The sequence below is a fragment of the Micromonospora parva genome (assembly GCF_040649675.1).
Taxonomy (GTDB): domain Bacteria; phylum Actinomycetota; class Actinomycetes; order Mycobacteriales; family Micromonosporaceae; genus Micromonospora; species Micromonospora parva.
This window is the reverse complement of the sequence record NZ_JBEZFX010000005.1, coordinates 39709-63757: the sequence shown is the minus strand read 5'-3', so window position 1 is coordinate 63757 and position 24049 is coordinate 39709. Positions and strand designations below refer to the sequence as shown.

Below are 24049 nucleotides of genomic sequence, written 5' to 3'. Positions count from 1 at the left end.
GCGGTGGCGTCTCTACTAACCACCGCGGCCAGCGCAGGGCGCGTTCTGTGGAGGGCGGGCGCGGCCTGTGGAGGGAGGGGTTTGGCCCGCATCGCGGCGTCAAAGGGCCGCCGCCGGTGCACTACGTCGGCAAGACCGCCACGTTCCGAGCGGAAGCCCGGGCTGACGCATGGTCGAAGGAACCAAGGGTCCTCGTCGGATTGGTGGGTGCTTGGAGCTGAATCGCATACGACATCAAGGGCGATGCGTTTACGGCATCAGCTCCAAAGGGGCGACCAGACCAGTCAGGGGGTCGAGTCACCAGCGGCGGGCCGTCTGGGGCAGCGCGGTCCGATGGCCTGCCGGCCGGCGGCAGTGCGGTTCAACGCTCTGCCGGCTGGGGGCAGTGTGGTCCGATGGCCGGCCGGGGCAGTGCGGTCCAACGGACTGCCGTCCCGGGAGTGCGGGCCGGCCGGGACTGGTCGAGGTCCAGGTCCCGGCCGGCAGCCGAGGATGGGTGGCCACGACGGCGACCGCTGAGGGCCATCGCACTGCCCTCGTCCGGGCCGGGTGCGTCAGCGGGACTGGAGCGCGTCGAGGGCGACGGCCATCGCGATGACCAGGCGACGGTCGATCTGCGGGTGCTGCACCTCGACGACATACTTGTCGCGCAGGCCCCACTTCTTGATCACGGAGAAGACCGGCTGGCCGCCCACGGTGAAGTCGAAGTGGTACGGCAGCCAGGACAGCGAGTCGACGAATCGACGCAGCAGCGCCACCGGCATGCTCCGCTCCTGGCCGGTCACCTGCGGCAGACCGGCCTGCTCGACGTGCCACGTGGAGCGCAGCAGCGACTGGGCGAAGTCCTTACGGAACAGGCCGATCGGGTTGCCGGCCGCGTCGGTGACGTCGTACGTGGCCCCGAGGTCGATGCGCTGGCGGGCCTTAAAACCGAGCAGCGGCTGCTGCTTGGAGTCATCCGTGTAGATGGTCACCTGCTCCTTGAAGGCGAGCCGCTTCTGCTGCGCGAACGCCAACAGCTCACCCTCGCTGCCGTCCGGGGAGACCGCCCGGACCTCGTACTGGTTGACCATCATGCGCAGGCGCTGGCGAATGTGGAACTGGTGCTGGCCCTGCAAGTTGTCGAGCTGCATCTGAACTCCTCTGGGGTTGGTGCGCCGGAGTCTCGCACAGCCCGACAACCGTCGCTCCCCCTGCGGTCCATGATCAGTTGCTGCTGGGTAGTCGTCGAGCCCGTCGGACGACTACCCAGCCCGGAGTGATCACTGGTGCCCTTGCAGGATCACCCCGGCAGACCTCAGCGACTGTCGACGGAGGTCGCGGCCCGCAGCGCCCAGGTGTTGAGCACCTGGTGGATGCCGCGCAGCCGCTCGTTGATCTGTTCCAGCCGTTCCGCCTGGGCCAGGGCGGCCAGTGCCGACCCCAGCGCGATCTGCTGGTCGAGGGTGAGATTGTCCTGGTCGATGGTGTAGAGCAGGTCGACGGTCTCGGCGATGGTGTCGGCCACAGCTTCTCCTCGGGCACGGGGGGCGATCAGCAACAAAGGCATCGATGGAAGCGCTCCCACATCATTGTGCCCCGTGCCATGCCGGTTCATGCAAGCTGCTCAGCGCGGCAGGTTGGCCAGCACCACGTCGAGCACCCGGATCGCGTCCGGTTTGGAGAGGGGGTTGTTGCCATTGCCGCATTTCGGTGACTGCACGCAGGATGGGCATCCGGTCTCGCAGCCGCACTCCGCGATCGCGTCCCGGGTGGCCCGCAGCCACGCCGCCGCCGTCCCGTACGCCCGCTCGGCGAACCCGGCGCCACCCGGGTGCCCGTCGTAGACGAAGACGGTCGGCGCTTCGGTGTCCGGGTGCAGTGCGGTGGAGAGCCCGCCGATGTCCCAGCGGTCGCAGGTGGCCATCAGCGGCAGCAGGCCGATCGCGGCGTGTTCGGCGGCGTGCAACGCACCCGGCACCTCGGCCGGCTGGACCCCGGCGAGGGTCAACGACTGCGGCGACAGGGTGAACCAGACCGCCACGGTACGCAGCTCCCGAGTCGGCAGGTCGAGCGGCCGGGTGTCGATCACCTCGCCGGTGGCGATGCGCCGCCGCTGGTACGACACCACCTGGCTGGTCACATCCACCTCGCCGAGGAACATGCCGACCGGCCCGGCGTCCACGTAGGAACGCACCGACACCACCGACAGGTCGGTGACGTCGCGGGCGTGGGTGGACCAGTCCGGCTCCTCGGCGTGCACCAGCGCGCACCCGTCGACGAGGTCGAGCTGGTCGACCACGTACGAGACGCCCTGGTGCAGGTAGACCGCGCCGGGGTGCAGCAGGAAGTGTGAGGAGCCGCCGTCGACGGTGCCGAGCAGCCGGCCGGTCGACGACTCCACCACGGCGACCGGGGCGCCGCCCTCGCCGCGCAGGTCCACCTCGGGTCGCTCCCGGTGCCGCCAGTACCAACCGGTGGGCCGTTGCCGCAGTGCCCCCGCCGCGACCAGCTCGTCGACCGCCTCCTTCGCCCCGTCGCCGAAGAGCGCCAGGTCGGTCGGGGTGAGCGGTGCCTCCGCCGCCGCGCAGGCGAGCTGCGGGGCCAGCACGTACGGGTTGGCAGGGTCGAGCACCGTGGCCTCCACCGGTGCCCCGAAGATCGCCTCCGGGTGGTGCACCAGGTAGGTGTCCAGCGGGTCGTCCCGCGCCACCAGCACCGCCAGGGCCTCCTGCCCGGAACGCCCGGCCCGGCCCGCCTGCTGCCACAGTGACGCCCGGGTGCCCGGGTAGCCGCAGATCAGCACCGCGTCGAGCCCGACCAGGTCCACGCCCAGCTCCAGCGCGTTGGTCGAGGCCAGGCCGAGCAGGTCGCCGTGCAGCAGCGCGCGTTCCAGCTCGCGCCGCTCCTCCCGCAGGTAGCCGCCCCGGTAGGCGGCCACCCGGTCGCCGAGCCCCGGCACCGCGTCGTCCAGCGCCCGACGCGCGTTGGCGGCCACCACCTCGGCGCCCTTGCGGGACCGGACGAACGCGAGGGTGCGTACCCCTTCGGCGACGGTGTCGGCGAGCAGGTCCGCAGTCTCGCGCAGCGCCGACCGGCGGACCTGCCGGAGGTCGTCGTGGTCACCGCCGCCCTGCGGCGGCACCGACCGGGAGGGGTCGTCGCCGGTCGCCTGCGGCGGCACCGGGGACGACGAGGCTGGTGGCACCGGCGGGGACGAGCCCGCGTCGGGTGGCAGCAGCGGCGGCTCCCAGAGCGCGAAGGTCACCCCGCCCCGGGGGGAGGCGTCCTCGGTGACCGCCGTCACCGGCAGGCCGGTCAACCGCCCGGCCGCGGTGGCCGGGTCGCCGGACGTCGCCGAGGCGAGCACGAACACCGGGGTGGCCCCGAACCGGGCGCACTGCCGGCGTAGCCGACGCAGCACGTGCGCGACGTGCGAGCCGAACACGCCCCGGTAGGTGTGGCACTCGTCGATCACCACGTACGCGAGGCGGCGCAGGAAGCCGGACCACTGGGCGTGCCCGGGCAGGATGCCGTGGTGCAGCATGTCGGGGTTGGTCAGCACGAACCGGGAGTGCCGGCGGATCCACTCCCGCTCGGTGCGTGGAGTGTCGCCGTCGTAGCAGGCGGGGCGTACCCCTTCCAGTTCCAGCGCGGCGACGGCGCGCAACTGATCCGCGGCGAGCGCCTTGGTCGGCGCCAGGTAGAGCACTGTGGCCCGGGGGTCGGCCAGCAGCGTGGCCAGGGCCGGCAGCTGGTACGCCAGGGACTTGCCGGACGCGGTGCCGGTGGCGACGACCACGTGCTGGCCCTCGTACGCCAGGGTGGCCGCCTCGGCCTGGTGCTGCCAGGGCGCGACCACGCCGCGCCCGGTGAACGCCGTGCGCAGTTGCGCCGGTGCCCACGACGGCCAGGGTGCGGGCACTCCGGTGCGGGCCGGCACCCGCTCGACGTGGGTGACCGGGTCGGCGGCGCCCCGGGCGCGCAGCCGGCGCAGCAGGTCGACCGGCGCTGGCCCGGGGCCGGGACCAGCGGATACGGTGGCCGCGGACGACGACTCCAGGTCGTCGCGCGGTGCGTGGCGCGCGGAGCTGAAGTCGTTGGAGGTCACGCCCTGCACTCTCGCACTGGTGTTCGGAGATGAAAAGTCGGACGCCGGGGTAAGGGGAAGCCTCCGCTGGCGTCCGCAGGCCGCCCCGGCGGTAGTGGTTAGATGCCCACGAGAGTTTACGGCTCTGGCGAGGAGGACCGATGGAGCTGTCACTGGCGACCCGCACCGTGGGCGAGCACACGGTGCTCGAGGTCGGTGGTGAGGTGGACGTCTACACCGCACCCCGGCTCCGTGAACGGCTCCTCGAGCTGATCGACGGTGGGGCGCGTCACGTGGTGGTCGACCTCGGTCGGGTGGACTTCCTCGACTCCACCGGGCTGGGTGTGCTGGTCGGCGCGCTCAAGCGGCTCCGTTCCGCCGGCGGTTCGTTCGCGTTGGTCTGCGACAAGGAGCCCCTGCTCAAGATCTTCCGGATCACCGCACTGGACCAGGTGTTTCCGCTGCACCCGACTGTCGACGCGGCGGTCAGCGCCGACTCGGCGGGCGCCGGCGCGTGATGGCGACAGTCAAGCTCTCGTTCTCGCCCGCGCCGGTGCACGTGCGTACCGCCCGTCTGGTCGGCGTCGCCGTCGCCCGACGGGCCGGGGTCCGCGAGGACCTGCTGGACGAGGTGCGCCTGGCCATCGGTGAGGCGTGCACCCGCGCGGTCGCCCTGCACCGGCAGTACGGCCTGGCCGACCCGGTGCTAGTGGAGATGTCCGACGGTGGCTCGTACGCCGTGCGGGTGGTGGACCGGGCGCCGATCGAGGCGGGCATCGGTCTGACCGCGCTGCCGCCGGACGAGCTGGCCAACGAGTCGCTGACCGACGAGGCGCTGACCACCGGCGTGGGCTTCGCGCTGCTCGCCGGTTTCGTCGAGGACCTGCAGGTGCGCCCGGTCGACGAGGGCATCGGCACCGAGGTACGGATGGTGTGGCCGGTCGGCCGCTGAACGGTTCCGCTGCGTAGGTCGCGTCCCCAGCTGGGGATGCGGCCTTCTTTGCATGGACCGGGCCCTATATCAGATTTCGTTTCATAACACAGCGACGAAGATCATCGCGACACGGTGCCACCTGGGTGTGACCTCCAACACTGAGGAGGGCTACAGTACCCGGGTTGTCAGCAAGTGACCCATCCCGCAGCCAGCGGGTATGGGTGGTCATCGCTGGTCCGCTGGTGGGTTGGCGCGCGCTTGCGAGTCCGCATCCAGGCGTCGGTCAGTGCGTCTCCACTCACCGGCGCGATTGTTCGGTAACAGGAGGACACAGATGTCCGAGACCTTGGCCGCCGACGGCGGCGGGCTTTCCCTTACCGGAAGCAATGTCACCTACGTCGTCATCGCCGCGGTCGTCGCGCTGGTGGCGCTCGGTTTCGCTGCCGCCCTGACGAAAACGGTGCTGGCCGCTGGTAAGGGCACCGAGAAAATGCAGGAGATCTCGGGGGCGGTCCAGGAGGGCGCCTCGGCCTACCTGCTCCGTCAATTCCGCACCCTGGCGATCTTCGTCGTCATCGCCGTCGTGCTGCTCTTCCTGCTTCCGGTGCACGACACCGACGGCAGTGAGCTCGCCGTGAAGATCGGCCGCTCACTCTTCTTCGTGGTGGGCGCCCTGTTCAGCGCGTTCATCGGCGGCGCCGGCATGTGGTTGGCCACCCGTGCCAACCTGCGCGTGGCCGCCGCCGCGAGAGAGCGAGCAGGTGGCCGCGAGGCGGCCATGAAGATCGCTTTCCGCACCGGTGGTGTCGTCGGCTTCTTCACCGTCGGCCTCGGCCTCTTCGGTGCCGCGCTGGTCGTCCTGCTCTACCGGGGTGACGCGCCGACCGTGCTGGAGGGCTTCGGCTTCGGCGCCGCGCTGCTCGCGATGTTCATGCGGGTCGGCGGCGGCATCTTCACCAAGGCCGCCGACGTCGGCGCCGACCTGGTCGGCAAGGTCGAGCAGGGCATCCCCGAGGATGACCCACGCAACGCCGCCACCATCGCCGACAACGTGGGCGACAACGTCGGTGACTGCGCCGGCATGGCCGCCGACCTGTTCGAGTCGTACGCGGTGACGCTTGTCGCCGCGCTGATCCTCGGCCGTGCCGCGTTCGGCGAGGAGGGCCTGGTCTTCCCGCTGATCATCTCCACCATCGGCGTGCTGATCGCGATCGTCGGTGTCTTCATCACCCGGCTGCGCGCGACCGACCGCAACGCCCTGACCGCGATCAACCGGGCCTTCTACCTGTCGGCGGTGCTCTCCGCGGTGCTGGTGGCGATCGCCGCCTACGCGTACCTCCCGGCGACCTTCGGCGAGTTCGACAGCGGGCTCACCGACGCGCCCGGCAACCCCCGGCTGGTCGCCATCGGCGCGGTGGTCATCGGCATCGTGCTGGCCGCCGCGATCCAGGCGCTGACCGGCTACTTCACCGAGACCAACCGGCGCCCGGTGCAGGACATCGGCAAGAGCTCGCAGACCGGTGCGGCGACGGTGATCCTGGCCGGCATCAGCATCGGCCTGGAGTCGGCTGTCTACTCGGCTCTGCTGATCGGCGCCGGCGTCTTCGGGGCGTTCCTCCTCGGCGGCAGCTCCATCACGCTGTCGCTGTTCGCGGTGGCGCTGGCCGGCACCGGCCTGCTCACCACCGTCGGCGTGATCGTCGCGATGGACACCTTCGGGCCGATCTCCGACAACGCCCAGGGCATCGCCGAGATGTCCGGTGACCTCGACGAGCACGGCGCTCGCACGCTCACTGAGCTGGACGCGGTCGGCAACACCACCAAGGCGATCACCAAGGGCATCGCGATCGCCACTGCGGTGCTCGCCGCGACCGCGCTGTTCGGTTCGTACACCGACTCGCTCCGCAGCGCGTACGCGACGGCTGGCGTGGGCGACGTCGGGACGGAGATCCTCAACTCGCTGAACGTGGCGAACCCGCGCAACCTGGTCGGCCTGATCATCGGCGCGGCGGTGGTGTTCCTCTTCTCCGGGTTGGCCATCAACGCGGTGTCCCGCTCGGCCGGTGCCGTGGTGATGGAGGTCCGCCGGCAGTTCCGTGAGCTGCCCGGCATCATGGACGGCACCCAGCGCCCGGAGTACGGCAAGGTCGTCGACATCTGCACCCGGGACGCGCAGCGCGAGCTGATGACCCCCGGTCTGCTCGCCATCCTGGCGCCGATCGCTGTCGGGTTCGGCCTCGGGCCCGGTGCGCTCGCCGCGTACCTGGCCGGTGCGATCGGTGCCGGCACCCTGATGGCGGTGTTCCTGTCCAACTCCGGTGGGGCCTGGGACAACGCCAAGAAGTTGGTCGAGGACGGCGCGTACGGCGGCAAGGGCTCCGAGGCGCACGCCGCCACTGTCATCGGCGACACCGTCGGTGACCCGTTCAAGGACACCGCCGGCCCGGCGATCAACCCGCTGATCAAGGTGATGAACCTGGTCTCGCTGCTGATCGCGCCCGCCGTGGTGGCCTGGAGCGTCGGCGACGACCGCAACGTCGGCCTGCGCGTCAGCATCGCGCTGGTGGCGACGCTGATCATCGTGGCGTCGGTGGTGTTCAGCAAGCGCAAGGGCATCGCGATGTCCGACTCGGACGCCGATGGCAACACCGGCGCGGGCAGCACCGATCACCGTCCGGAGACGGTGAACGCCTGACCCAGGAACGGCCCGGGGTCCCCGGTCGACGCGCTCCGTCGACCGGGGACCCCGGCCGTCCGGCCCGGTGCCACACCTGGCCAAAGGCCGTACGCTGCAACGCATGCGTACGTGCCGGGCGTCTGCCGCCGGAAAGCTCACGGTGGTCCTGGCCACGATCGTCGTCCTGGCCGGCTGCGGCGGCGGCCCCAGCCCACGGGCCTGGGCGGCCTCGGTCTGCGGCGCGCTCACCCCGTGGCGCTTGGAGATCAACAAGCTGACCAGCAGCACTGATGAGCAGATGACCGCGCAGACCACGCCGGCGCAGGCCAAGGAGAACCTGGTGCGGCTCTTCGACGGGGCGGAGCAGGCCAGCGAGGCCGCGCGCCGCAAGGTGGAGAAGGCGGGCATCCCGGAGACCGACAACGGCGAGGCCATCTCCGTGGGTTTCCGCAGCTCGCTGGGGAAGATGCGGGACGCGTACGGCCGTGCCCGGGACACCATCGACGGCCTGGGCACCGGCGAGCCGACCGTCTTCTACGACGGCGTGCGGGCCGCGGTGGAGACGCTCAACAAGGAGTACGACGCCAGCGCGCTGGACACCAGCAAACTCAACTCCGAGGAGTTGAAACAGGCATTCGACGAGGTGCCGGAGTGTCGCTGAGCGGGCTCGGTGACACCGGGAAGGCGCAGCCGCCCCCGGCGCTGTTCCCCGCGCCCGAGTCCGACACGCCCACTCCCGGGCGACGCCGTGGCGGCGCGCCGCGGAACGGCCCGTCGCAACACGGCTCCCCAGTGAACGGCCCGGCCCCGGGTGACGACGCGGGCCGGCAACTTGTGTTCTTCGGCGCGGACGCTGCCGAACCGGCCGTCGCCGACCTCGCCGGGTTGCTCGCCGGGCCGGCTGAGGTGGTCCGGATGGGCGGCACCGCCCGGCTCTCGGTGCGGGTGGACGCCGCGTGGCGGGTGCACGTGCTCGTCGCCGAACTGGCGTCGCGCGGGCTGGCCGCCAGCTGGGAGCCGATCGAGGGCGAGCGACACGCCGTGCGTACGTCGTACACCCGGGTCTTGAAGCCGCTCGCGGCCGCCTGGCTGAACGGTTCGACGAAACGCCCGCCGGCGGCCTTCCACCTGACCGGCCGGCGGTTGCGGCTGTGGCTCGCCGCCGCCGGGACGCCGGAGCCTCCCGACTGTTACCTGTTGCGGCTGGGCCCCGACGACCAGGAGTGTTGGGAGTCGATCGGCGTCGCGCTCGCGGCGGCCGGGCTGGCCGGGACGCTGGTCGGCCCGGCGGAGGGTGGCCCGGCGTACCGGATCGCCGGACGCCGCCGGTTGGCCCGACTCGCCGAGCTGGTCGGCGGACCGCCGCCTGCGGCACCGGTCGACGCCTGGCCCGCTCGGCAGTGAACCGGTCATTTCGCCCAGGTCGGCGGCGGCGTCCGGGTGTCCGGTGCCGGACAGCCGGCGGGTCGATCCAGGCGGAAAACGGGCGGGTCGGACCTCGGTCGTGAGTCCGCCATCGTCACAGTGACCCGCTTCGAGCCCTACTCACGGTGTACGGTGGCGCCGTCCGGCAGTGCCGAGCGCGGCGGGGCGGTGTCGACCGCCGCGTCGAAGCGGTTTGCGGCCCGCGAAACCCGAATCGCGGGCAACGCGTTACGTTGGACATCCGGACCGCCGGTGCTACGGCGGGGTCGAAAGCGGTCGCTGTCCGGGCGCCGGCAGGCCACGAGCAGGAGTGAGGTCGGGGAGAGACGTGCCGAGCAACGCTGGAACCACCCGTCTGGTCATCGTCGAGTCACCGGCGAAGGCCAAGACGATCTCGGGCTACCTCGGCCCGGGGTACGTCGTGGAGGCCAGCTTCGGTCACGTCCGCGACCTGCCGCGCAACGCCGCCGACGTGCCGGCCAAATACAAGAAGGAGCCCTGGGCCCGGCTCGGGGTGGACGTCGACAACGGCTTCCACGCGCTCTACGTCGTCTCCGCCGACCGCAAGCAGCAGATCAGCAAGCTGGTGAAGCTGGCCAAGGAGGTCGACGAGATCCTCCTGGCCACGGATGAGGACCGCGAGGGCGAGGCGATCGCCTGGCACCTGGTGGAGACGCTCAAGCCCAAGGTGCCGGTCAAGCGGATGGTCTTCCACGAGATCACCAAGCCGGCGATCCAGGCGGCGGTGGCCAACCCCCGGGAGATCGACCGCGATCTGGTGGACGCCCAGGAGGCGCGCCGGATCCTCGACCGCCTGTACGGCTACGAGGTCTCCCCGGTGCTGTGGAAGAAGGTCATGCCGCGGCTCTCGGCGGGCCGGGTGCAGTCGGTGGCGACCCGCATCGTGGTCGAGCGGGAACGCCAGCGGATGGCCTTCCGCACCGCCGAATACTGGGACATCCTGGCCACCCTGGCGGTGGCCAACGCCGGCGAGGGTCCGCGCAGCTTCAATGCCACCCTGATCGCCCTGAACGGCGACCGGATCGCCACCGGTAAGGACTTCGAGCCGACCACCGGTCGCGTCCGGGCCGGCGCCGGGGTCGTGCACCTCGACGAGAGTGGTGCCCGGGGTCTCGCGGCCCGCCTCGACGGGCGGCCGTTCACCGTCACCCGGGTCGAGGAGAAGCCCTACCGTCGTCGCCCGTACGCGCCGTTCATCACCTCGACCCTCCAGCAGGAGGCGGCCCGCAAGCTGCGCCTGTCCTCGCAGCAGACGATGCGCACCGCGCAGCGCCTGTACGAGAACGGCTACATCACCTATATGCGTACCGACTCGGTCAACCTGTCGGAGACCGCCATCTCGGCGGCCCGTCGACAGATCGTCGAGCTGTACGGCGAGCGCAGCGTTCCGCCGGAGCCGCGCCGCTACACCGGCAAGGTGAAGAACGCGCAGGAGGCGCACGAGGCGATCCGTCCGGCGGGGGACAACTTCCGCACCCCGGGCGAGGTGGCCAAGGAGCTGTCCGCTGAGGAGTTCAAGCTCTACGAGCTGATCTGGCGGCGCACCATCGCCTCGCAGATGACCGACGCGGTCGGCTCCAGCGTGTCGGTGCGGATCCGGGCGGTCTCCACCGCGCAGGAGGAAGCCGACTTCGGCGCGACCGGCAAGACCATCACCGACCCGGGCTTCCTGCGTGCGTACGTCGAGTCCAGCGACGACGAGAACGCCGAGGCCGAGGACGCCGAGCGCCGGCTGCCCACCCTGGCCAAGGACCAGCCGCTGACCGCCGACGAGCTGGCCGCGCAGGGCCACCACACCCAGCCGCCGTCGCGCTACACCGAAGCGTCGCTGGTCAAGGCCCTGGAAGAGCTGGGCATCGGCCGCCCGTCCACCTACGCGTCGATCATGCAGACGATCCAGGACCGGGGATACGTCACCAAGCGCGGCCAGGCGATGATCCCGACCTTCCTGGCCTTCGCGGTGATCGGGCTGATGGAGCGGCACTACCCCCGCCTGATCGACTACGACTTCACCGCCACCATGGAGAACGAGCTGGACGAGATCGCCGGCGGAGACCACGCCGCCGTCGACTTCCTGACCGCGTTCTACTTCGGCAGCTCCAACGGTGCCGGTGACCAGGACATCGCCCGTTCCGGCGGGCTCAAGAAGCTGGTCACCGAGAACCTCAGCGACATCGACGCCCGCAGCGTCAACTCCATCCCGCTCTTCACCGACGACGACGGTCGCGAGGTGGTGGTGCGGGTCGGCCGCTACGGGCCGTACCTGCAACGGGAGCTGCCCGGCGGTGAGCAGCCGGCACCGGCAGCGGGTGAGGGCGAGGAGGGCGGCAGCCAGGGTGACCGGGCGCCGATCCCTGAGGGCCTGGCCCCGGACGAGCTGACCCCGGAGAAGGTGCACGAGCTGTTCCTCGGCGGCAGCGGCGAGCGCAAGCTCGGCGACGACCCCGCCACCGGCGAGCCGATCGTGCTCAAGTCCGGCCGGTTCGGCCCGTACGTCTCCAGTGGTGAGCGGAAGTCGTCGCTGCTGCGTACGCAGACACCGGACTCGTTGACCCTGGAGGAGGCGCTCAAGCTGCTCAGCCTTCCCCGGCTGATCGGTGTCGCGCCGGACGGCGTCGAGGTCTTCGCGAACAACGGCCGGTACGGCCCGTACGTCAAGCGGGGCGAGGAGTTCCGTTCGCTGGAGTCCGAGGACCAGATGTTCACTGTCGGCCTCGACGAGGCGCTGGCTCTGCTGGCCGCCCCGAAGGCCCGTGGACGGCGAGCCGCGGCACCGCCGCTGCGCGAGATGGGCGTGGACCCGGCGACCGAGAAGCCGCTGGTGATCAAGGACGGCCGGTTCGGCCCGTACGTGACCGACGGGGAGTTCAACGCGTCGCTGCGGCGCGGGCAGACCCCGGAGGCGCTGACCCTGGAGGAAGCCTCCGAGATGCTCGCCGAGAAGCGGGCGAAGGGTCCGGCGCCGCGGAAGAAGGCGGCGGCGAAGAAGGCGCCCGCGAAGAAGGCCACGGCCACCAAGAAGACGGCCGCGGCGAGCAAGTCCACGGCTGCGAAGAAGACGACGACGGCCAAGGCGACGACGGCGGCGAAGAAGGCCCCGGCGAAGAAGGCCGCCCCGCGCAAGGCCGCCACCAGCAGCGAGTAACCCCGGCGCGAGCCAACCGATCGGTGCCCGCGCCGGTCCGACTCCCAGACCTTGGACAGTTTCCGTTCCGACAGAGCGGAGACTGTCCAAGTCCTACGTGGCTCCGCCTGGGCGTGCCGTCAGGCGCCGAGGACGTGGTTCAGGTGGGGGCTGGCGAAGACGCGGTCCGGGTCGAGGCGGTCGCGGACGGCCTGGAAGTCCGGGAAGCGGGGGTACGCGGTGGCCAGCGAGGCGGCGTCGCGGTAGTGCAGCTTGCCCCAGTGCGGGCGACCGCCCAGCCCGGCGGCCACCTTCTCGAAGGCCCGGAAGTACGGCTCGTACGGCATGCCGACGTACTGGTGCACGGCGATGTAGGCGTTGTCCCGGCCGTAGCCGTGCGACAGCCAGATGTCGTCGGCGGCGGTGAACCGCACCTCCACCGGGAAGAGCACCTTGAACGGCAGGCCGTCCACGATGCGCTGGAGCGCGGCGAGCGCCTCCGGCAGCGCCTCGCGGGGCAGGCCGTACTCCATCTCCACGAAGCGGACCCGGCGCGGGGTGCAGAAGACCCGGTCGGAGCGGCCGGTGTACTGCCGTTCGGTGAGGGCGCGGGCGGAGACCGCGCTGATCCCGGGGGCCAGCGCGGGCACGGCCCGGCCGAGCCGGCAGGCCCCGGCGAAGACCCGGTTGGACAGGAAGTCGTCGTCCATCCAACCGCGCCAGCGCGACAGCGGCCGGTCGTTGGCGGGTACCCGGTCGTTGGCCTTGACCTGGACCCGGGACGTGTACGGGAACCAGTAGAACTCGACGTGGTCGTGCCGGCCGATCAGCTCGGGCAGTTCGCCGAGCACGTCGGCCAGTTCGGCCGGGCGTTCGTGGGCGCGCAGGACGAAGGCGTCGACGCAGCGCAGGGTCACCTCGACCAGGACACCGAGCGCGCCGAGTGACACCCGGGCGGCGGCGAGGACGTCGGGATTCTCGTCGACGGAGCAGCGCAGCACCTCGCCGGCACCGGTGACCAGTGTGATCGCCTCGACGAAGGTGGAGAGGCACCCGTAACCGGCGCCGGTGCCGTGGGTGCCGGTGGAGATCGCCCCGGCGACGGTCTGCGCGTCGATGTCGCCGAGGTTGGGCAGCGCGAGGCCGTGCCGGGCGAGCAGGCCGTTGAGCGCGTGCAGGGTCATTCCGGCCGGAACTGTGACAAGTCGGTGGGCGACGTCCACGCTGACCAGGGTGTCCAGCTCGGACAGGTCCATCCGCCGGTCGTCGGCGAGCGCGACGGCGGTGAACGAGTGGCCGCTGCCGGTCACCCGGATTCGAGCGCCGTCGGCCACTGCGGATCGGACGGCTTCTGCGACGTCGGTCGGCGAGCCGGGGCGCAGGATCGTGCTGGCGCTGCCACGCTGGTTCCCGGCCCAGTTGGACCAGCCAGCCCGGGGCGGTGCGATGCGAACCATGCGCACTCCTCATTCATGAATATGAACTGACTTCATATCAGGAACGTTGTAGCTGGTAAATACCGCAATTGCGATCCGCTCGTTGTACCGGTAGTCACGGACTCGTGACGTGGAGATATGTTCATCCGTCGAAGGGGGGTGGCGCAGAGTGTCCACACCAGCCGCCACGACCGGGCCGCTGCGCCGCGTACCGGTGCAAGGTCGAAGTGTCGCGCGGGTACAGCGCATGTTGGATGCCTGCGCCGAACTCGTCGACGAGGTGGGGTACGAGGGGCTGACCACCACCCTGCTCGCCGAGCGGGCCGAGGTGGCGATCGGGTCGGTCTACCAGTTCTTTCCGGACAAGCGGGCGATCGTGCAGGCGTTGACCCTGCGGACCATGGAGTCCTACCTCCAGCGCCTCGACGAGCGGTTCGCCTCCGACGAGATGACCCACTGGTGGGACGGCGTCGACGCGGGCATCGACGAGTACATCACGATGCACCGCACCGTCCCCGGCTTCCGTACCCTGCACTTCGGCGACGTGGTCGACCTGCACCTGCTCGACGAGCAGCGGGACAACAACGGCGTGATCGCCGACCAGTTGGCCCGGGTGCTCACCGAACGTTTCGGGCTCACCGACGTGCCCCAGCTGCGCTTCGTGCTGGAGATCGCGGTCGAGGCGGCGGACGCGCTGATCAAGCTCGCGTTCCGCCGGAAGTCCGACGGCGACGAACGGGTGCTGCTGGAGGCGAAGGCGCTGATCCGGGAGTACCTGCACCGCCAGGTCGACGGCCCGGACAATGGCCGGTCCGCCGCCGGGAAACAGGCCGAGGCGGCCCAGCCCGTCTGAGTCGGCGCGGGGCGCGGGCTCCGGCCGGCGGTGGGGCGGCCCTCCGGCGTCAGAGGAAGGCCCGCCCCTCACCCCGGTAGGTGGGGACCGTCGCCACCACCGCGTCCCCCTCGATCAGGTGCAGCTCGTTGACCCGTTCACACAGCTCACCTGCCTTGGCGTGGCGGAACCACACCCGGTCGCCGACGCGCAGGTCGGCCGCGGCCGCTCCGGACAGCGGCGTCTGCACCTCGCCGGCGCCCTCGGTGCCGACCAGCTTCAGCCCCGCCGGTAGCCACGGCCGGGGCAGCCGGCTGTCGGCGGCCGGGCCGGAGGCGATCCAGCCGCCGCCGAGCACCGTGGCCAGCTCCGGCGTCGGCCGGCGGACCACGGTGCAGGCGAAGAAGGCCGCCGGGGTGGGCCGCCAGGCGCGGTACGCGTCGAACAGCGTCGGCCCGTACAGGCCCGATCCCGCGGTGACCTCGGTGACCGCGGGATCGGCGCTGGTCGCGGCCACGCTGCCGGTGCCGCCGCCGTTGACGAACTCCAGGTCGGCGTGCTCGCGTACCGCGGCGACCGCCGCACCACGACGGGCCAGCAGCTCGCGGTACGACCCGCGCTGGGCCAGCCTGATCGCGCCGGCCAGCAGCGTCTGCCCCGGCGGCGCGTCGCCCAGGCCGGCGATCTGCGCCTCGTACGACATGAGCCCGACCAGCCGGAAGCCGGGCCGACCGGCGACGGCCGCGGCGAGCGCTCCGGCGGCCCGCGCGCTGTGCACCGGTGAGCGGCGGACGCCGACGTGCACCCGGCCGCGCAGCGGTCGCCAGGAGGCGTCCAGATCCAGGCACAGCCGTAGCTCGGCGCGCTGCCCCGGTGCCGCGACGGCGTCGATGAGGTCGAGTTGGCCGGTGCCGTCGATCATCAGGGTGATCGCGGCGGCGAGCGTCGGGTCGGCGCCCAGCTCGGCGAGGGCGGCCCGGTCCCCGCTCGGGTACGCGACCAGCACGTCGTCGCTGACGCCGGCGCGGACCAGCCAGATCGCCTCGGGCACTGTGAACGCCATGATGCCCTGCCAGCCGGGCCGCCCGAGAGCTCGGCTGATCAACTCCCGGCTGCGGACCGACTTGCTGGCGAGGCGGACCGGCTTTCCGGCGGCGCGATCGGCCAGGGCGGCCGAATTGGCGTCGAAGGCGCTGAGGTCGACCACCGCGTACGGGGGGTCGAGATGGGCAGTCGCCCGGTCCAGGCGCTCGCGAAGTTTGTCGCTTTCGATGGCCACGTGTGCACGCTAACTGTCTGACGGAGAATGCGAAATACCCTCGCGTACGTCCGGGCTGCGGCCGGTACCTCCGGCGGCCTAGGCTCAGCGAGCAGGAGAATGTCGCCCGGAGGGTGGCCCCCACCCGGGTCTAGAGTGTTGCACCGGAGGTGCCCAGCGATGGGCCGGCACGTGGAGGTACGGCCATCGAAAGCCAGAACAGCGGCGAGTCGCCCGGCGTGTCGCGATCGAGCGACCAGTCGGGCAACGCCGCCAACCCGTCCAGCGGTGGTCAGGTAGATCCGTCCGGTTATGCCGCCATCCGGTCCGTGCTGCGCATCCAGCCGTTCCGGCGGCTCTGGATCGTGCTCGGCGCGGCCTCCTTCGGCGACTGGCTCGGCCTGCTGGCCACCGCCCTCTTCGCCGCCTCGCAGGTGCAGGGCAGTACCGCCCAGGGCGCCGCGTTCGGCGGGGTCACCGCGATCCGGCTGCTGCCCGCGCTGGTGCTCGGCCCGGTGGCCGGCGTCTTCGCCGACCGGTTCGACCGGCGCTGGACGATGGTCATCTGTGACCTGCTGCGCTTCGTGCTCTTCGCCTCCATTCCGCTCTACGCCCTCAGCGGCGCCGCCGGCGGCCTGGTGGTCGGCTGGGCGCTGATCGCCACCTTCCTGATCGAGTCGCTCACCCTGCTGTGGATTCCGGCCAAGGAGGCCGCGGTCCCGAACCTGATCCCCCGGGCCCGGCTGGAGGCGGCCAACCAGCTCACCCTGATCACCACCTACGGCCTCACCCCGGTCGCCGCGGCCATCGGCCTTGCGGTGCTCGACCGTGGCGTCCGTGGCGCCGTGGGCGGCGACCTGCCCTCCTGGGCCGAGCCGGCCCAGCTCGCCCTCTGGTTCAACTCCTTCTCCCGGCTCGCCACCGCGTTGGTGGTGGCGTTCGGGATCAAGGAGATCAGCGAGGCGCAGCGCGGCGAGGCGGAGCGCGCCGAGCAGAGCATGTTCCGGCAGTTCTCCGAGGGTTGGAAGTACATCGGCCAGACCCCGCTCGTCCGGGGCTTGGTGCTGGGCATTTTCGGCGCGTTCGCGGGCGGCGGCATCGTGGTCGGCACGGCCAAGTTCTTCGCCAACTCGTTGGGCGCCGGTGACGCCGCGTTCTCACTGCTCTTCGGCGCGATCTTCGTCGGTCTGGCGCTCGGCATCGGGCTCGGCCCGATGGTCGTCAAGGAGATGTCCAGGCGTCGCTGGTTCGGCATGAGCATCGTGCTGGCCAGCGCCGCCGTGATGACCCTCGCCTTCGCCATCCACCTGTCGATGGCGATCGTCGGCGCGGTGCTGGTCGGCGCGGGCGCCGGGATGGCCTTCCTGGCCGGCACCACCCTGCTCGGCGGCGAGGTTGCCGACGAGGTGCGCGGCCGGGTCTTCGCCGTGGTGCAGATCGGCACCCGGCTGGTGCTGATCCTGGCCATCGGGCTGAGCAGCGTGTTGGTCGGCGTCGGCGGCTCGCGCAAGCTGGAGATCGCTGACCTGGGCCTGTCCATCTCGTCGACTCGGCTGCTGCTGCTCGCCGCCGGTGCCGCCGGCATCTTCGCCGGGATCAGCGCGTTCGGCCAGATGGACGACAAGAAGGGCGTCCCCGTCCTCGCCGACCTGTGGGGCTCCATCCGGGGTCGTCCGCTGATGCCGGCCGAGCCGTTCGTCTCCGCCGGGCTCTTCGTGGTCTTCGAGGGCGGCGAGGGGGCGGGGAAGTCCACCCAGCTCACCGCGCTCGCCGAGCGGCTGCGCGGTCAGGGCTGCGACGTCGTGGTCACCCGCGAGCCGGGGGCCACCGGCGTCGGCCGGCGGATCCGGTCGCTGGTGCTGGACACCTCCGGCGACGACGCGCCCTCTCCCCGGGCCGAGGCGCTGCTCTACGCCGCCGACCGGGCGCACCACGTGGCCACCGTCGTCCGGCCCGCGCTGGTCCGGGGCGGTGTGGTGATCAGTGACCGGTACGTCGACTCGTCCCTGGCGTACCAGGGTGCCGGCCGTACGCTGCCCGTCGACGAGGTTTCCTGGCTCTCCTCCTGGGCCACCGGTGGGCTCAAGCCCGACCTCGTGGTGCTGCTCGACGTCGAGCCGCACACCGGCCTGTCCCGGGTGGCCTCGCGCAACACCGGCACCGACCGGCTGGAGGCCGAGTCGATCGCCTTCCACGAGCGCGTCAGGTACGCGTTCCTCGACCTCGCCGCCGCCGACCCGAAGCGCTACCTGGTGCTCGACGCGTCCCGGCCGGTCGACGAGATCAGCAAGCTGGTGGTCCGACGGGTCGAGGAGATGCTCGGTAAGCCGGGCGGCATCGTGCACCCGCGCCCGGCGCAGGGCCCGGACACCTCGGTGCAGCCGGAGTTATCCGACGCGGAGCTGGTGACGATGGAGCACAAGACCTGATGCCGGACGTCTTCGCCGACCTGGTCGGTCAGGACGAGGCGGTGGCGGAGCTGCGCCGGGCCGCCGCCGCGGCGGCGGCCGTGCTGCGGGCTGGCGTGGCCGACCGGGCACCCGCGTTGGTCGCCGCCGACCCGGCCAGCGGCGACGAGTCCGCGCTCGCGGCCGGCGACGCCGCGCCCGGTGCCGTGGACCCGTCGACCGGGATGACCCACGCGTGGATCTTCACCGGGCCGCCCGGCTCCGGTCGCTCGGTTGCCGCGCGGGCGTTCGCCGCCGCGCTGCAGTGCCGGCACGGCACCGGCTGCGGTGAGTGCCCCGGCTGCCACACCACGATGGGCGGCACCCACGCCGACGTGCGGATGGTGGTGCCGGAAGGGCTCTCCATCGGCGTCGGCGAGATGCGCGCGCTGGTGCTCCGCGCGGCCAGTACCCCATCCGGCGGGCGCTGGCAGGTGGTGATCATCGAGGACGCCGACCGGCTCACCGAGGCCGCCGGCAACGCGCTGCTCAAGGCGATCGAGGAGCCCCCACCGCGAACTGTCTTCCTGCTCTGCGCGCCGTCCACCCACCCGGACGACATCTCGGTGACCATCCGGTCGCGCTGCCGGGTCGTACCCCTGCGGCAGCCGCCGGCCGCCGCGGTGGCCGAGGTGCTGGTTCGTCGGGACGGCATCGCACCCGACGTGGCCCAGTGGGCGGCGGCGGCCGCGCAGGGCCACGTGGGTCGAGCCCGGCGGTTGGCCCGCGACCCGGAGGCCCGCAAACGGCGTGAGGCGGTGCTCGCGGTACCCCGCCGGTTGACAGGTGTCGGCGCGGCGTTCGACGCGGCGTCCGCGCTGATCGAGGCGGCCGAGGCGGAGGCCGCGGCGTCGGTCACCGAGGCCGACACGGCCGAACGGGCGGCTCTGGAGACCGCGCTCGGCGCGGGCGGCACCGGCCGGGGCGCGGCCGGCGCGATGCGGGGCGCCGCTGGGCAACTCAAGGAGCTGGAGAAGCGGCAGAAGTCCCGGGCCACCCGGGCCCAGCGCGACGCCCTGGATCGGGCGCTCGTCGACCTGGCGGGCTTCTACCGGGACGCGCTCACCATGGCGCTGCGCGCACCCGTCGCCCCGGTGCACACCGACACGGCGGCGCTGGCCGGTGCCGGCGCCCAGAAGTGGGACGCCGAGGGGGCGCTGCGCCGGCTGGAGGCAGTGCTCGCCTGCCGCGCGGCGATCGAGGCGAACGTCAAGCCGCGGATCGCTGTCGAGGCGATGATGCTCGCCCTCTGGAAGGGCTGACCCGCACGTCCCGGCGTTGTCCACAGGCATCGACAGGTTCGATTGCTGTGCGGTACGGTCCGTGTGCCGTGGTGACGGTGGCAGCACACTGAGTGATGGATCGCCCGGGAGGAGTCGGCCGATGCCGCGGGGGGAGATCGACGAAGCCTGGATCGAGGAGGCGGTGCGACGCTACCGCCGGATCGAGTCCCTCCAGGCCGAGTTCGACCAGGCGGTGTCGACCGTCGAGGTGACCGTCCGGTCGCCGGACGGTCTGGTCGAGGTGGTGGTCACCGCCGGTGGGCGGATCACCGACGTCCGGTTCCTCGGGCCGCTGCACACCCGCAGTCCGCGCGACGTGGCCGGTTCCGTGCAGGCCGCGGTCACCGCGGCGGCCGACGCCGCCGAATGGGCCCGGGAAAAGCTGCACAACGAGACGTTCGCCGCCTACCGACCGCTCGCGGGGGCCTGAGATGGACACACTGCGCGCGCTCTCCGCCCGACTGGACGAGGCGAGCGCCACCCTCACCCTGGTCTCGCACACCGTCACCGCCAGCGATCCGGCCCAGGCCGCGTTCGGCGCCGACGCGCCGGGCCGACCGGGTGAGATCGGTCGGGCGCTGCACCGGCAGTGGACCACCGCCACCGACGACCGGGCCCGGGAGGCCCGCGCCGCCGCCGGTCGACTGGCCGCCGCCGCCGCCGCGGTGCGGGAGGCCGCCGACCGCTACGCCGAGGTCGACCGGGCGGCCCGCCGCCGACTCACCGGGGAACCGTGATGGACGCACTGGACCGGCTCGCCGAGCCCGGCCTCGACCTGCTCCGCCGGGTGGACACGCTGATCGCCGCCGGCGTGCCCGAGGGGCACCGGGTCTGGCCGCTGCTGCGCCGCATGCAGGTGCTGCCGGGCGACGCCGTCCGCAGCTTCCTCGACCTGCACCCGGTGCCGCTCGCCAGCGCCGGGCACGCGGTGCGCCGGCTCGTCCGGGGGTACGACGACGTCTGCGCCGCGCTCACCGACTCGGTGCTCTGGTCCGGCCCGGCCGCCACCGCGTACGGGCAGCAGCGGGCCGCGCTGCTGCGTCACCTCGACGAGGGGCCGGACAGCCTGGTCGGGCGACTCGACTCCACCGCCGGATACGCCGACGCCCTCGCCGACTGGGTGGAGGGCAGCCGTCTCGCGCTGGCCCGCACGTTGGCCGACGTGCTCCGCTCGGCCGAGGCGGTCGCCGTGGTCGCCGCCACCGCCACCCGCGCGCCACTGCGCCCCGGGCCGGTCGGGCCCGGCGTCGCCGACGCGGCCGAGATCGCCGCCCGGGTGCTGGCGGTGCTGTGCGTCGCGTACGACGGTGCGGAGACGCTGCTGCGACAGTGGGCGCCGAGCCTGGCCGAGACCGCGTGGCGTCCGCCGACGGACGGGCGACCCCGCTACGACCAGCCCACCCGGGTCGGCTGGTAACCCGAACCTCGGGCCCGCGCCGCCCCGGACAGGCCACGGCGTCGCTCGCGGGCACCTGACCTGAGCCGGTGCCCACGGCGACGCCGTGGTCTTCCCCCTGCACCCCCCGCAGGTCTGTCTCCACTCAACGCCGTCGCGGCACGTTTTGTCTCCTGCCCGGCCCCGGATTCAACCGTCCGGGCGAGGAGCAACGGCACGACGGGACGCCCGGCAATGGGTCGAGTCGACGGCGATGAATGGCAGCGGGGCGTAGCCGGCCGGTGCGCCCTGCGCCGCGACCCGTCGTAGGGTGGGGGGATGGGCATGCTCTGCGCGGTCAGCTTCAACCGGTACGGGCGGCTCTACTACCTCGACCCGGGTGACCTGCGTCCGCAGGTGGGCGACCGGGTGTTGGTGCCCACCGATGACGGGCCCGAGGTGGCGGAGTGCGTGTGGGCCGCGCAGTGGGTGACCGAGGACACCGACGGCTTCCCCCGCCTGGTGGGGCTCGCTGGCGACGACGACCTCCGCCGGGACGAGGTGTTGCGTCGGCGCAAGGCTGAGGCGAAGGTGGCAGCGAAACGGCTGATCCGCTCGCACGGCCTGCCGATGAAGGTGGTGGCGGTCGACCACGTGCTCGGCTCCGCCGAGAGCGGCGGCGAGCGCAGCACCGTCTACTTCACCGCCCCGCACCGGGTGGACTTCCGATCCCTGGTCCGCGACCTGGGCGCGACCCTGCACTGTCGGGTGGAGCTGCGTCAGCTCTCCGCCCGCGACTCGGCGCGGGTGCAGGGCGGCATCGGCTCCTGCGGTCGGGACCTGTGCTGCGCCACCTTCCTCACCGACTTCGAGCCGGTGACCATCCGGATGGCGAAGGACCAGGACCTGCCGCTCAACCCGCTGCGCATCTCCGGCGCGTGCGGCCGGCTGATGTGCTGCCTCAAATACGAGCACCCGCTGTACCAGCGCTTCCAGGAGACCGCCCCGGCGGTCGGCAGTCGGGTCTCCACGCCGGAGGGTGACGGCCGGGTGGTCGGCCACAGCGTCCCGAGAGACGCGGTGACAGTACGTCTGGACGCGGACGGCTCGCGCTCCATGTGCTCCCGTGCCGACGTCTGCGGCTCCCGTCAAGCCCACGACCAGCGCTACACCCCCTAACCCCACCCCCGACCCACCCACTCCCGCCGATCCTCGTTGATCAAGAAGTTTGCGTCATGTCGGGCGCGGTTTCTGACGCAAACCTCTTGATCAACACGGCTGTGTGTGGGGGTGGGTGGTGGGCAGGGGGGTGGGGTTAGGGGAGGACGGTGGGGGGTTCGGTTAGGTGGGGGGTTAGGGGGGACTTCGGGGTCAGCCAGCTTCTGGTGGGGGACTGGTCGGGGTTCACCTGCCAGTCGCGGGAGACGCGATCCACCCCGATCGGGTAGATGGTCAGCGTGCCGTCCGGGTCGATGCGCAGCCGCAGGAACGACTTGGAGTCCTCAATGCCCTGGCCGGCGAAGAGTTCGTTGACGTTCACCCCGAACGAGCTCGCCACCAGCAGGTACGCGGCCACCAGCTGGCTGGCGACCAGACCGATCACCGGGCCGTAGAGCACCGCCGCGGCGACTGCCGGAAGCGGCCACGGCCAGTCGTAGAACGGCAGCGCCAACCAGACCCAGGTGCCGGCCGCCCCCAGGGCCACCTGCGCGACGCCGTGGCCGACGCCGAGGATCCAGTGCCGCGCGTGGCGCTTGCCGCTCGCGCTCGGCGGCTTGGCGAACAGGGCCGCCGCCACCACCGTCACCAGCACCATCGCCACCAGCGGGACGGTGAACAGCCGCTGGTCGGTGCTGTCGGCCCAGTTCGCCGTCGCACCCGCCATGGCCAGCATCAGCAGGGTGTGCAGGGTGCCGAGCAGGGTGGTGAAGCCGGGATTGCGCAGCGGCAACCGGGGGAAGATGCCCCACCCGTAGCGACGGGACCGCGCGGCGTCCGGGTAGCGGGCCACCAGGTCGTACGGCTGGGCGGAGCTGGCCTTGCGGGTCGGCGTGTCCCGCGGTGGCACCTCGATGCGCTCGGGCAGCTTGTGGGTGGGATAGAGGTACGCGCCGCCCCCACCGCAGGTGATCAGCTGTCGGTCCGCCCCGGAGTAGCGGGCGTAGTGGTGCAGGTCGCCGGAGAGCAGCAGCCGCACCCGCGCCCCGGTCGGGTCGATGATCGTACGGATGAAGTAGTCGATCGAGTCGTACGCCGTGGGGTTGTCGACGGCCTTGACCCAGGTCGGCGCCGGCGCCGCGATGATCACCTTGGACTCGGGGCCGAGCCGCCGGGCCACCTCGTCGAAGTAGGCCAGCTGCGGGTCGTCGAGGTACGAGCCGGACTGGTCGTCCACGCCGAGCAACCACCAGTCGGCCGGCAACTCCACGGCGAAGTACGACCGGGACTGCCCGGTGCCCCAGCCCGCGAAGTTGCGGTCCCGGGAACGGACGAACAGCCGCAGGAAAGCGGTGAGACCGTCGTACCAGTCGTGGTTGCCCGGAACCGCGAAGAGGGTGGGCTTCTCGGCCGGCGCCACCGGCAGCGCGGCCTGGTACGGCCCCTTGCACCGGTCCTCGTACGCGGCGTAGGCCGCCGACGGGTACACCTGGTCACCGCCCATCACCAGGGTCTGCGCCCGGGGCAGGCGGTGCCCGTCGACGGTCAGCTCGGGCTGCGCCAGCAGGTACGCCACCGAGTAGGTGGCGTTGAAGCCGTCACCCAGGTCGGCCACGTAGTCGAGCCACAGCCCGCCGTCCGGCCCGACCTGGCGGAAGATGCCGTCGCCGAACGCGTTCTGCAACTCGCGCTTGTCGAGGTACGCCCCGAAGAGCACCGCCAGCAGCGTCCGGATGCCGGTGCTGATCAGCAGGAACGGTGCCAGCCACGGCACCGGCTTGCGGGGTGTGAAGCCCAACTCCAGCGGGTCGGTGCTGCGCGGCCGGTGGGCGGCGCGTTCACCGGCCGGCGGGCGGTCGGGACGCTCCGGGCGGGGGGAATCGTCGCGTTCGTCGCTCACCCGCCGCAGCGTAGTGCCGAGTCCGATCATCCGCTGTCCGGTAAACGTCCAGATGGCGGCCGATGTCCGGTTGGTGCTGGCGGATGCGCCGGGGGTATCCGATTCGGTCG

At 72.0% G+C, this 24049-nt stretch carries 19 protein-coding genes; 13 read left to right on the top strand and 6 right to left on the bottom strand.

Annotation, left to right across the window (positions count from 1 at the left end; translation table 11 throughout):
• Nucleotides 1-554: 554 nt before the first annotated feature.
• The 3 genes from AB0C03_RS14060 to AB0C03_RS14050 all read right to left on the bottom strand — a co-directional run bounded on the left by AB0C03_RS14060 (nucleotide 555) and on the right by AB0C03_RS14050 (nucleotide 4042).
• A complete protein-coding gene (locus AB0C03_RS14060) occupies nucleotides 555-1133 on the bottom strand; it encodes an LURP-one-related family protein (RefSeq protein WP_357636929.1) in 579 nt (192 codons plus the stop codon).
• A 164-nt stretch (nucleotides 1134-1297) separates the two neighbouring features.
• Complete coding sequence (locus tag AB0C03_RS14055) at nucleotides 1298-1507, bottom strand: hypothetical protein (RefSeq protein ID WP_030334221.1); 210 nt, start codon at nucleotides 1505-1507, stop codon at nucleotides 1298-1300.
• Between the two features lie 99 nt (nucleotides 1508-1606).
• Nucleotides 1607-4042, bottom strand: coding sequence for a DEAD/DEAH box helicase (locus AB0C03_RS14050; RefSeq protein WP_400448221.1), 2436 nt, complete (start codon nucleotides 4040-4042; stop codon nucleotides 1607-1609).
• Between the two features lie 188 nt (nucleotides 4043-4230).
• Here AB0C03_RS14050 and AB0C03_RS14045 point away from each other — a divergent pair, with 188 nt between their 5' ends.
• The 6 genes from AB0C03_RS14045 (at nucleotide 4231) to topA (ending at nucleotide 12271) form a co-directional block, all read left to right on the top strand.
• Nucleotides 4231-4587, top strand: coding sequence for an STAS domain-containing protein (locus AB0C03_RS14045; RefSeq protein ID WP_030334225.1), 357 nt, complete (start codon nucleotides 4231-4233; stop codon nucleotides 4585-4587).
• The gene (locus tag AB0C03_RS14040) at nucleotides 4584-5021 is read left to right on the top strand and encodes an ATP-binding protein (RefSeq protein WP_030334228.1); all 438 of its coding nucleotides are present in this window, start codon (nucleotides 4584-4586) and stop codon (nucleotides 5019-5021) included. The genes AB0C03_RS14045 and AB0C03_RS14040 overlap by 4 nt, the downstream gene beginning before the upstream one ends.
• Nucleotides 5022-5337: 316 nt before the next feature.
• Nucleotides 5338-7698: a sodium-translocating pyrophosphatase gene (locus tag AB0C03_RS14035; RefSeq protein ID WP_030334230.1), complete on the top strand. Its 2361-nt coding sequence runs from the start codon at nucleotides 5338-5340 to the stop codon at nucleotides 7696-7698.
• A 103-nt stretch (nucleotides 7699-7801) separates the two neighbouring features.
• Nucleotides 7802-8341, top strand: coding sequence for a nucleoside/nucleotide kinase family protein (locus tag AB0C03_RS14030; RefSeq protein WP_030334232.1), 540 nt, complete (start codon nucleotides 7802-7804; stop codon nucleotides 8339-8341).
• Nucleotides 8332-9084: a hypothetical protein gene (locus AB0C03_RS14025; protein ID WP_030334233.1), complete on the top strand. Its 753-nt coding sequence runs from the start codon at nucleotides 8332-8334 to the stop codon at nucleotides 9082-9084. Before AB0C03_RS14030 ends, AB0C03_RS14025 begins: the two co-directional genes overlap by 10 nt.
• Before the next feature lie 349 nt (nucleotides 9085-9433).
• Complete coding sequence (gene topA, locus AB0C03_RS14020; RefSeq protein WP_030334236.1) at nucleotides 9434-12271, top strand: type I DNA topoisomerase; 2838 nt, start codon at nucleotides 9434-9436, stop codon at nucleotides 12269-12271.
• 119 nt (nucleotides 12272-12390) lie between these two features.
• Here the strand turns inward: topA and AB0C03_RS14015 are convergent, their stop codons facing one another.
• Entirely contained in the window at nucleotides 12391-13707 is a 1317-nt protein-coding gene (locus AB0C03_RS14015; protein WP_030334238.1) for a D-arabinono-1,4-lactone oxidase, read from the bottom strand.
• Between the two features lie 226 nt (nucleotides 13708-13933).
• On the opposite strand from AB0C03_RS14015, the gene AB0C03_RS14010 reads away from it, so the two are divergent.
• Nucleotides 13934-14539, top strand: a complete 606-nt coding sequence (locus AB0C03_RS14010) for a TetR/AcrR family transcriptional regulator (RefSeq protein WP_051708646.1) — start codon at nucleotides 13934-13936, stop codon at nucleotides 14537-14539.
• 49 nt (nucleotides 14540-14588) lie between these two features.
• On the opposite strand, the gene AB0C03_RS14005 is transcribed toward AB0C03_RS14010, so the two are convergent.
• Nucleotides 14589-15797: an amino acid deaminase/aldolase gene (locus AB0C03_RS14005; RefSeq protein WP_030334243.1), complete on the bottom strand. Its 1209-nt coding sequence runs from the start codon at nucleotides 15795-15797 to the stop codon at nucleotides 14589-14591.
• 308 nt (nucleotides 15798-16105) lie between these two features.
• Here AB0C03_RS14005 and tmk point away from each other — a divergent pair, with 308 nt between their 5' ends.
• From tmk to AB0C03_RS13975, 6 genes are all read left to right on the top strand, one after another.
• Nucleotides 16106-18205, top strand: a complete 2100-nt coding sequence (tmk, locus tag AB0C03_RS14000) for a dTMP kinase (protein ID WP_081883918.1) — start codon at nucleotides 16106-16108, stop codon at nucleotides 18203-18205.
• Nucleotides 18205-19485 (top strand): DNA polymerase III subunit delta', encoded by a 1281-nt coding sequence (locus AB0C03_RS13995; protein WP_030334247.1) that lies wholly within the window; start codon nucleotides 18205-18207, stop codon nucleotides 19483-19485. The genes tmk and AB0C03_RS13995 overlap by 1 nt, the downstream gene beginning before the upstream one ends.
• Nucleotides 19486-19606: 121 nt before the next feature.
• Complete coding sequence (locus tag AB0C03_RS13990) at nucleotides 19607-19936, top strand: YbaB/EbfC family nucleoid-associated protein (protein WP_007454690.1); 330 nt, start codon at nucleotides 19607-19609, stop codon at nucleotides 19934-19936.
• Nucleotide 19937: 1 nt separating this feature from the next.
• Nucleotides 19938-20243 (top strand): hypothetical protein, encoded by a 306-nt coding sequence (locus AB0C03_RS13985; protein WP_030334249.1) that lies wholly within the window; start codon nucleotides 19938-19940, stop codon nucleotides 20241-20243.
• Nucleotides 20243-20923 (top strand): hypothetical protein, encoded by a 681-nt coding sequence (locus AB0C03_RS13980; RefSeq protein ID WP_357636916.1) that lies wholly within the window; start codon nucleotides 20243-20245, stop codon nucleotides 20921-20923. The genes AB0C03_RS13985 and AB0C03_RS13980 overlap by 1 nt, the downstream gene beginning before the upstream one ends.
• A gap of 297 nt (nucleotides 20924-21220) precedes the next feature.
• Nucleotides 21221-22060, top strand: coding sequence for a PSP1 domain-containing protein (locus tag AB0C03_RS13975; RefSeq protein ID WP_030334252.1), 840 nt, complete (start codon nucleotides 21221-21223; stop codon nucleotides 22058-22060).
• Nucleotides 22061-22196: 136 nt separating this feature from the next.
• On the opposite strand, the gene AB0C03_RS13970 is transcribed toward AB0C03_RS13975, so the two are convergent.
• On the bottom strand, nucleotides 22197-23969 hold the full coding sequence (locus AB0C03_RS13970; RefSeq protein WP_210864982.1) for a metallophosphoesterase family protein: 1773 nt from the start codon (nucleotides 23967-23969) through the stop codon (nucleotides 22197-22199).
• Nucleotides 23970-24049: the final 80 nt, after the last annotated feature.

Excerpts from the sequence above, each read along its gene's own strand:
- AB0C03_RS14060 (WP_357636929.1), bottom strand. The coding sequence starts at position 1,133 with ATGCAGCTCGACAACTTGCAGGGCCAGCACCAGTTCCACATTCGCCAG.
- AB0C03_RS14045 (WP_030334225.1), top strand. The coding sequence starts at position 4,231 with ATGGAGCTGTCACTGGCGACCCGCACCGTGGGCGAGCACACGGTGCTC.
- AB0C03_RS14035 (WP_030334230.1), top strand. The coding sequence starts at position 5,338 with ATGTCCGAGACCTTGGCCGCCGACGGCGGCGGGCTTTCCCTTACCGGA.
- AB0C03_RS14030 (WP_030334232.1), top strand. The coding sequence starts at position 7,802 with ATGCGTACGTGCCGGGCGTCTGCCGCCGGAAAGCTCACGGTGGTCCTG.
- AB0C03_RS14015 (WP_030334238.1), bottom strand. The coding sequence starts at position 13,707 with ATGGTTCGCATCGCACCGCCCCGGGCTGGCTGGTCCAACTGGGCCGGG.
- AB0C03_RS14010 (WP_051708646.1), top strand. The coding sequence starts at position 13,934 with ATGTTGGATGCCTGCGCCGAACTCGTCGACGAGGTGGGGTACGAGGGG.
- AB0C03_RS13995 (WP_030334247.1), top strand. The coding sequence starts at position 18,205 with ATGCCGGACGTCTTCGCCGACCTGGTCGGTCAGGACGAGGCGGTGGCG.
- AB0C03_RS13990 (WP_007454690.1), top strand. The coding sequence starts at position 19,607 with ATGCCGCGGGGGGAGATCGACGAAGCCTGGATCGAGGAGGCGGTGCGA.
- AB0C03_RS13985 (WP_030334249.1), top strand. The coding sequence starts at position 19,938 with ATGGACACACTGCGCGCGCTCTCCGCCCGACTGGACGAGGCGAGCGCC.
- AB0C03_RS13980 (WP_357636916.1), top strand. The coding sequence starts at position 20,243 with ATGGACGCACTGGACCGGCTCGCCGAGCCCGGCCTCGACCTGCTCCGC.
- AB0C03_RS13975 (WP_030334252.1), top strand. The coding sequence starts at position 21,221 with ATGGGCATGCTCTGCGCGGTCAGCTTCAACCGGTACGGGCGGCTCTAC.
- AB0C03_RS13970 (WP_210864982.1), bottom strand. The coding sequence starts at position 23,969 with ATGATCGGACTCGGCACTACGCTGCGGCGGGTGAGCGACGAACGCGAC.